We start from the raw sequence: 7519 nt of genomic DNA on the forward strand, positions 1-7519 counted from the left end.
GGGAGATTCGTGAAGGCGGCGCCTGGCCGCCCGATGCAATGCTCAGACGATGCGGATCTCGACATCGATGTTGCCGCGCGTCGCCTTCGAATACGGGCAGGTCTGATGCGCGGTATCGACGATGTGCTGCACGACGTCACGATCGATCCCCGGCACGCTCACGTTCAGGCGGGCCTGCAGAAAGTACGCGTTGCCGCCCATGCCCAGGTCCACTTCGGTGTCCACCGCGAGATCGGCCGGCAGCGTCACCTTCGCCGCGCGCGCCGCAAGCTGCATCGCGCCGATGAAGCAGGCCGACCAGCCGGCCGCGAACAGTTGTTCCGGGTTGGTGCCGGTGCCGTCGCTGCCCGGCGACGACAGCTGGATGTCCAGGCGGCCGTCGGAACTGCGCGCCGCGCCGTCGCGGCCGCCGGAAGTCGTATGCGTCTTGCCCGTGTACAGCACTTTTTCGATCTTGCTCATCATGCACTCCGTCAGGTTTGAAGGTTTTTTCAGATGCGATTCGATCGCATGCGATGCAGTTTCGTCGAGGTGCCGCCTCACGTCAAGCGGATTCGATTAAATCGGATGCGATATTTTGTATTCCAATGTATCAGGATCGTGTCGAGCCTTGCGGGACAAGGCTTTTCATCGATACGCCCCTTATATTAAAAAGGCGATGCGGAGGGGAAAATTCACGGCGGGCAGGGCAGACACCGGTCGGAATGGCCGTTGTCTCGGCGGCGGCAACCCGGTTATGCCGGACGGATTTCGGCGATCACGACCAGGATCACGGCCGCGTCGGCAGGCAACTGGCGCTGGGGAAAGGCCGAGCGAGCGTGTCCGGCCTTGTCGCCCAGCACCGCGGCGAACAGGTCGGAGGCACCGTCGATCACGGCCGGCTGGCCGTAGAAGCCGTCGGCCGACGCGACGTGGCCCTCGACCCGCACGATGTGATGCAGTCGATCGAACCCACCCAGGTGCTTGCCGATCTGCGCGAGCACGTTCAGCGCCGCGAGCTGCGCCGCGTGCCGACCGTCATCGACGCTCAGTTGTTCGCCGACGCGGCCCGTATAGGCCACCTTGCCATCGGCGAGCGGCAGTTGCCCGGACACGAACAACAGGTTGCCGGCTTCGCTGACGGCCGTATAGCTGCCGAGCGGTTGGGGCGGTTCGGGTAGCGTGAAGCCGAGTTCGGCCAGTTTCTGTTCGATCGTCATCGCGTTCTCCTTCGGGGATGATTGATGGGTCTGTCAGTCACTCTGGTGAGGCGGTCGGCGCCGGTAAATATCGTTCGCGCAATTGATTTGGCACACGATGTAACGAATCGCGCGCGGCATCGAACGACGCGAACGCGTGCCGGCGAAGCCGCCCGGTGCCGCCCGCCGTGTTCGCCGGTTCGCTGGTTTGCCGCCGGGGATTCATGCACACTCGTTGCTTCGACGTCCCACGACGCAAGCACCGGACACCGCTGGAGCCGCTTCATGCAACGAAAATTCGACGACCTCCTGCTCGGCAGCATCGAGCTGTTCTGCCTGGCAGCCGAACTCGGCAGCTTCACGCTCGCCGCGACGGCCGCGAGCGTCACGCCGGCCGCCGTCAGCCGGTCGGTCGCGCGGCTCGAGGAGCGTCTCGGCGTACGCCTGTTCGTCCGGACCACGCGGCAAATCCGCCTGACCGATTCCGGACGGCGCTACTTCGAGCAATGCCGTGATGCGCTGTCTCAGCTCGTCGATGCGGAGCGCGAGGCAACGGGCCAGCAGGCAACGCCGGCGGGCGTGCTGCGCATCAGCATGCCGACGCCGTACGGACACTATCGGGTGCTGCCGCTGCTGCCCGCGTTTCGCGAGCGCTACCCGGACGTATGCGTGGAAACGCATCTGAGCAACCGCAACATCGACTTCGCCGAGGAGGGCTTCGACCTTGCGATCCGCGGCCGTGCGCCGGCGGACTCGAGCCTCGTCGCGCGCAAGCTCGAGGACGCCGAACTCGTCGTCGTCGCGACGCCCGGCTACCTGAAGCGCGCCGGCGTGCCGCGCGCCGTCGACGATCTGCACGCGCACGAATGCATCCAGTTCGAGCTCCCGAGCAGCGGGCGGCCGATTCCGTGGCTGTTCAACGACGGCGCGGCAGAACTCGAAATCGCGACGACCGGCGGCTACGGCACGTCGGGCGACGTCCTCGCAGGCGTCACGCTCGCGCGCAGCGGTGCTGGCCTGTTCCAGACCTACCGCTTCATCGTCGAACAGGATCTGCGGGAGGGCACGCTCGCGGAGGTGCTGTCCGGCCAGGGCGGCCGGTCGCGGCCGTTCATGCTGCTGTATCCGCATGCACGCTACCTGTCGTCGCGCGTGCGCGTCTTCGTCGACTTTCTCGTCGAACATCTGGAGCAGGCGCCCGGCAAGCGGAAGCGCTAGCTGCGTGCGGCCGGTGCGCGAACGGCGCGGCTGAGCCGGTAGCGGGCCGGCTCGCGCCATCCGCACCGGCCGTTCTCACTACTTTGCCGCTCAGTGCCCGGCGCTCTGGCCGCCGTCCACGTGCAGGATCTCGCCGGTGACGAACGGCGCCGAATCGAGATACAGGATCGCGCCGACGATGTCGCTCATCTCGCCCATCCGGCCGACCGGATGCAGCGCTGCGAGCGTTGCATGCGTGTCGGGCGCATGCATCGGCGAGTTGATGATGCCGGGCGACACGGCGTTCACGCGGATACCGGCCTTCGCATACTCGATCGCGAGCGACTTCGTCGCCGCGTTGAGCCCGCCTTTCGTCAGCGATGCGAGTACCGACGGCACGTTGCTGTTCGCGTGGTCGACGAGGCTCGTCGTGATGCTGACCACGTGTCCGCCGCCGTGCCGCTGCATCGCCGCGATCGCGCGCTGCGTGACGTGGAAGAAGCCGTCCAGGTTCACACGGGTGATGGCCGCATAGTCGTCCGCGGTGTATTGCGTGAACGGCTTCGCGATGAAGACGCCGGCGTTGTTGACGAGCGTGTCGAGCCGACCGAAGCGCTCGATTGCGGTGTCGACCACGCGCCGCGCGAGCGCCGGATCGCCGATGTCGCCCGCGACGGTGACGAGATGGGGATCGTCCGACGGCCCGATCGAACGGGACGTCGCGACCACCCGATGGCCTTGGGCGCGGAATGCATTGACCGTTTCAGCACCGATGCCTTGCGATGCGCCGGTGACGATGATGACTTTGGACGTGCTCATGATATGCCTCGACAGGTGACTGGTATTCGGCTTCAGTGCCGACCGGATCGATGAATCCGATGGACCAGACTCTAGGCGTGTCGGGCTGGAGTTCGAACACCCACCATGGAGCAACAGTCTTGCGACGCGGGAACAAATGCGGGGAGGGTGGTGGCGGTCGCAGCGGCGATTCGCGCGGCGGCGGTGTTGGCGCAGGTGGATCGACGTGATCGTCAACGAGCGGGCAATCGGGAGGGCTCGCGCGTCGAATCTTCGTGAATGCGGGGGTTTGCGCGGTCAAATGCTGCGAACGCCGGGCGCTGGTTTGTTCGTAACACGGCGGGCACTTCGAAAATTTATCAATGCTATCCGGATAACTTTTCTTATCACAATAGCTCGATTAAAAAGACGAACTCGCTCATTCCAGAATGCGTCTGACGTGGGGCTCCGGCCGCCGGGTGCGTGGAAGAAGCGAATGCACGCAGTCAATCCGGCGCGTTCACCACGCATGCAGCGCCGTCAATACGTTTGCCGTTGCCGCTCGTATGGGACGGCGAGCTGTTCGCGCTACCCGAGCAGCGGCGGTGTTACGAAGCGGCGTCCGCGTACGGCATGCGCACCGGTGTCGTGCTGCCGGCGCGCGGCGCGAAAGGGGAGGTCGGCATGCTGTCGTGCGCGAGCGTGGACGACATCGCCCGTCCCGGAACGCCACGCTGGATATCACGCGCGCTCGTCCGTTCGTCCCCGATCGTAGAACATGGCAAACAGCTCGGATTGCGATCCGACGCCGAGCTTCGCGTAGATATGCTTTTTGTGCGCACGCACGGTCTCGAACGAGATCGACAGCTTCTCCCCGATCGCGCGTGACGAGAATCCGCTCAACGACAGCATTGCGACTTCGATTTCGCGCGTCGTCAATGCGCCGCGCCCGTTCTTTCCGGTCAGCATGCCGAAGCGCGCATGCGGATCGGGCGCATCGATTTCCGCTGTGCGCGACGCGCCTTTGACCGCGAACGTTTCGAACCGCAAGCGCTGCTGCATCAGCGACAGCACCCATGGCGTGTACAGCGTGAGCAGTGCCATTTCGCGCTCGTCGTACTTGCTCGTCTTGCCGAGCGAGAAGCCGAGCGTGTGATCGCGATCGATCACGACGTTGAAATGCACTTCGTCGCCGACGATGTTCTTCTTGAAGTACCGCTCGTAGTACTCGGTCATCCGGAAGTTGTCCGGCGCGACGTCGGCAAGCGTGTAGAAGCCGGGCGCCTGCGTTTCGAACGCGGCGAGATAGAACGGATCGAGCTGATAGAGCGCGGCCAGATAGTCCTGAAACATCAGGTCGATCTTGCCGTCGGGCATCGCCTGTTCGGCGAGCACGAGCGGGGCGGCGTCGCGCGCGAAACGCAGCGCGACCCAGTTGCCGACAGCGACGTGCCGTTCGAGCACCCGCGTGAGGCGTGCCCAGAAATGCGGGCCATCGAGGGCATCGATGGCCGAACCAATCTCCCGATGAAAAGCGAGATCTCGCCATTCGAAGTCCATCGTGTCCTCCGGTGAGGTAACCCTGGCGGGGAATTTCAGGTCAAAAATAATAACCCGATAATTTGCCTCACTTCGTCACGCAGCAGACCATGCAGCGCTTTGCTCGGCGCGTGTGGCTGAGACGTGCAACTGAAAGGCGATTGGAAGGAGATGACTTCATGCAGGTAGCACTCGCGCAACTGACGCTCGTCGACGGCGACGTCGTGCACAACACGCGCAAGGTGATCGATACGATCGAACACGTCGACAGCGCAGGCGGTACCCGGCTGATCGTGTTCCCCGAAACGACGCTGTCCGGCTTCCCGACGCGGGACACGGTCGCCGACCTCGCGCAGCCGCTCGATGGCCCCGCCTTGTCCGCGGTACGCGACGCGGCACGGCAAAAAGGTGTTGCCGTGGCCGTGGGCCTCGCCGAGCGCGACGGCGGCCGGTTCTACAACACCACGGTGCTCGTCGACGAGCAGGGCGATATCGTGCTGCGCTATCGCAAGACGCATCTTTGGGCGTCGGATGTCGGCGTCTTCACACCGGGCGACCGCTTCGCGACCTGCAGCTGGAACGGTCTGACGGTCGGCCTGCTGATCTGCTACGACATCGAATTCCCCGAGACGGCACGCGCCGTCGGTGCACTCGATGCCGATCTGGTGATCGTGACGAACGGCAACATGGACCCGTTCGGTCCGGTGCATCGCCGTGCGATCGCCGCGCGCGCGATGGAGAACCAGATGTTCGCGGTCATGGTGAATCGCTGCGGTTCCGGCGACGGCAACCTGACGTTCGCCGGCCTTTCAACGCTCGTCGATCCATTTGGCGACACGGTGATCGAGCTGGGCCGAGACGAGGCGGTCGCGCACGCGAGCGTCGATCCGACGCGTCTCGAAGCGAGTCGTGAACACTACAGCTATCTGCACGATGCCCGTGTGGCGCTCGGTCTGTCGCCCGTCGAACAGGCCGGCGGGAACCGCGCGGTCACGATCGACCCGCGCCGTCACCGCGCCGAATAGCCGGAATCCACGGACCATTGAACGCATGGGGCAGGGCGCAATGCCCTGCACGTGCTCGCCCGTCCCATTGAAATGCCGACCAGACGGCACACTGGCTTTCGTATTGGCCGCCGAGGCCCAGGAGACAACATGCAAGCATCATCATCCCATGAACCCGCACGCCTGAAGCGCACACTCGGCCTGCCGTCCGTGCTGCTGTTCGGGCTCGCCTACATGGCACCGCTGATCGTCTACGGTACTTACGGCGTGCTGGCCAAGGCCAGCGACGACACGGCCGCGCTTGCCTATCTGCTCGCGCTGATCGCCATCGCCTTCACCGCGCTCAGCTACGGCAAGCTCGCGCGGCTCCATCCGGCCGCGGGCTCGGCTTATACGTACACGCGCAAGACATTCAACCCGCATCTGGGTTTCATGATCGGCTGGGCAACGCTGCTCGATTACTTCTTCCTGCCGATGGTGATCTGGCTGATCGGCGCAGCGTATCTGAACGCGGCATTTCCGCACGTGCCGACCTGGATCTGGATCGTGGCGTTCATCGTGTCGACGAGCGGCCTGAACATCGTCGGCATCGATCTGGCCGCGCGGTTCAACATCGTGCTGATGGTCGTGCAACTGGCGGTCGTCGCGATGTTCGTCGTGCTGTGCGTGCACTATGCGTCGGCTGCGGCAGGCGCGGGCGGTATTGCAATGGCGCAGCCGCTCTTCAAGCCGCACGTGCCGTTCGGCGCGACGATGGCAGGCGCCGCGATTGCCGCCTATTCGTACCTCGGCTTCGACGCGGTCTCGACGCTGACTGAAGAGACGATCGATCCGAAAAAGAACATGCCGCGCGCGATCCTGCTGATTGCGCTGATCGGTGGAGCGATCTTCGTGATCGCGGCGTACACGATGCAGCTTGCGCATCCGGGGGTCGAATTCAAGGATACGGATTCGGCCGCGTTCGAAGTGGCGAAGATGATCGGCGGCGATCTGTTCGTCACCGTGTTCCTCGCAGGCCTGATCCTCGCTCAATTCGCGTCGGGCATCTCCGCGCAAGCGAGTGTCGGCCGGTTGCTCTATGCGATGGGCCGCGACGAAATCCTTCCGAAGCGCATCTTCGGTTTCATCCATCCGCGTTTCAAGACGCCCGCGATCAACATCGTGCTGGCCGGCAGCGTCGGATTGATCGCGCTGAAGCTGGATGTCGCCACCTCCACGTCGTTTATCAACTTCGGCGCGTTTCTGGCCTTTACAGCCGTGAATCTGTGCGTGATCCGCCTGTACCTCCGGGGGCATCAGGGCGAACACCGAATCGGCGTGGTCGGCGGACTCGTTTTCCCCGCGATCGGCGCGGTATCCGATATCTGGCTGCTCGTGAGCCTCGAGAAGGCTGCACTCGTGCTTGGCGTCGCGTGGTTCGTGCTCGGGCTGGTGTATCTGTGCTGGATTACGCGCCTGTTCCGCCAGGCACCGCCGGAAGTTGCGATTTGACCGGGCCGCGGAAGGATGGGCAGCGAGCATTCAAATCCGGTTGGGGACATCACACAAACCTTCGGCGGCCGGTGCCGGCGCGGAATCTACAATCCAGCGTTCGGTCCGTTGCAGCGATCGCAGCGTCCGGCGGCCGGTCAGCTTACGCGGCGCAAAAAAAGCCCGGATATCCATCCGGGCTGGGCATGTGCGACATGGGCCTTAGAACCATTTCTAGGGCCTGATCATGAGCCCCGATTTTGTCATACCCGGATTCAGATGTCCACCTTCCAGCTATTTAAAAATGTCCGGTTTTAAGGTTGGTTTTGCTACTTCTGTTTCCTCGTTTTGACC

At 63.9% G+C, this 7519-nt stretch carries 7 protein-coding genes and 1 pseudogene; 4 read left to right on the forward strand and 4 right to left on the reverse strand.

The genetic code is table 11. The features are described 5' to 3' along the window. Window positions 1-42: 42 nt before the first annotated feature. Both ACVK00_RS29830 and ACVK00_RS29835 read right to left on the reverse strand, forming a co-directional pair. Window positions 43-462 carry an organic hydroperoxide resistance protein gene (locus ACVK00_RS29830; RefSeq protein WP_284901795.1) on the reverse strand — a complete coding sequence of 140 codons (420 nt, stop codon included), beginning with the start codon at window positions 460-462 and terminating at the stop codon, window positions 43-45. A gap of 272 nt (window positions 463-734) precedes the next feature. Continuing rightward, window positions 735-1199, reverse strand: a complete 465-nt coding sequence (locus ACVK00_RS29835; protein ID WP_284901793.1) for a RidA family protein — start codon at window positions 1197-1199, stop codon at window positions 735-737. A gap of 264 nt (window positions 1200-1463) precedes the next feature. Here ACVK00_RS29835 and ACVK00_RS29840 point away from each other — a divergent pair, with 264 nt between their 5' ends. Beyond that, on the forward strand, window positions 1464-2396 hold the full coding sequence (locus ACVK00_RS29840; protein WP_284901792.1) for a LysR family transcriptional regulator: 933 nt from the start codon (window positions 1464-1466) through the stop codon (window positions 2394-2396). Between the two features lie 90 nt (window positions 2397-2486). Here the strand turns inward: ACVK00_RS29840 and ACVK00_RS29845 are convergent, their stop codons facing one another. Next, complete coding sequence (locus ACVK00_RS29845) at window positions 2487-3194, reverse strand: SDR family NAD(P)-dependent oxidoreductase (RefSeq protein WP_284901790.1); 708 nt, start codon at window positions 3192-3194, stop codon at window positions 2487-2489. Window positions 3195-3635: 441 nt separating this feature from the next. Here ACVK00_RS29845 and ACVK00_RS29850 point away from each other — a divergent pair. Next, window positions 3636-3848: pseudogene (locus ACVK00_RS29850) on the forward strand (autoinducer binding domain-containing protein); the annotation flags it as partial. 45 nt (window positions 3849-3893) lie between these two features. Here the strand turns inward: ACVK00_RS29850 and ACVK00_RS29855 are convergent. After that, a complete protein-coding gene (locus tag ACVK00_RS29855; RefSeq protein WP_284901788.1) occupies window positions 3894-4712 on the reverse strand; it encodes a response regulator transcription factor in 819 nt (272 codons plus the stop codon). A gap of 158 nt (window positions 4713-4870) precedes the next feature. Between ACVK00_RS29855 and ACVK00_RS29860 the strand changes: the two genes are divergently transcribed. Both ACVK00_RS29860 and ACVK00_RS29865 read left to right on the forward strand, forming a co-directional pair. After that, window positions 4871-5716: a carbon-nitrogen hydrolase family protein gene (locus ACVK00_RS29860; protein WP_284901785.1), complete on the forward strand. Its 846-nt coding sequence runs from the start codon at window positions 4871-4873 to the stop codon at window positions 5714-5716. Between the two features lie 129 nt (window positions 5717-5845). Then, on the forward strand, window positions 5846-7186 hold the full coding sequence (locus ACVK00_RS29865; RefSeq protein WP_284901783.1) for an APC family permease: 1341 nt from the start codon (window positions 5846-5848) through the stop codon (window positions 7184-7186). Window positions 7187-7519: the final 333 nt, after the last annotated feature.

It is taken from the genome of Burkholderia sp. PvR073, assembly GCF_054055695.1.

Coding starts and splice junctions, on each gene's coding strand:
- ACVK00_RS29855 (WP_284901788.1), bottom strand. CDS start 4,712: ATGGACTTCGAATGGCGAGATCTCGCTTTTCATCGGGAGATTGGTTCG.
- ACVK00_RS29835 (WP_284901793.1), bottom strand. CDS start 1,199: ATGACGATCGAACAGAAACTGGCCGAACTCGGCTTCACGCTACCCGAA.
- ACVK00_RS29840 (WP_284901792.1), top strand. CDS start 1,464: ATGCAACGAAAATTCGACGACCTCCTGCTCGGCAGCATCGAGCTGTTC.
- ACVK00_RS29830 (WP_284901795.1), bottom strand. CDS start 462: ATGAGCAAGATCGAAAAAGTGCTGTACACGGGCAAGACGCATACGACT.
- ACVK00_RS29865 (WP_284901783.1), top strand. CDS start 5,846: ATGCAAGCATCATCATCCCATGAACCCGCACGCCTGAAGCGCACACTC.
- ACVK00_RS29860 (WP_284901785.1), top strand. CDS start 4,871: ATGCAGGTAGCACTCGCGCAACTGACGCTCGTCGACGGCGACGTCGTG.
- ACVK00_RS29845 (WP_284901790.1), bottom strand. CDS start 3,194: ATGAGCACGTCCAAAGTCATCATCGTCACCGGCGCATCGCAAGGCATC.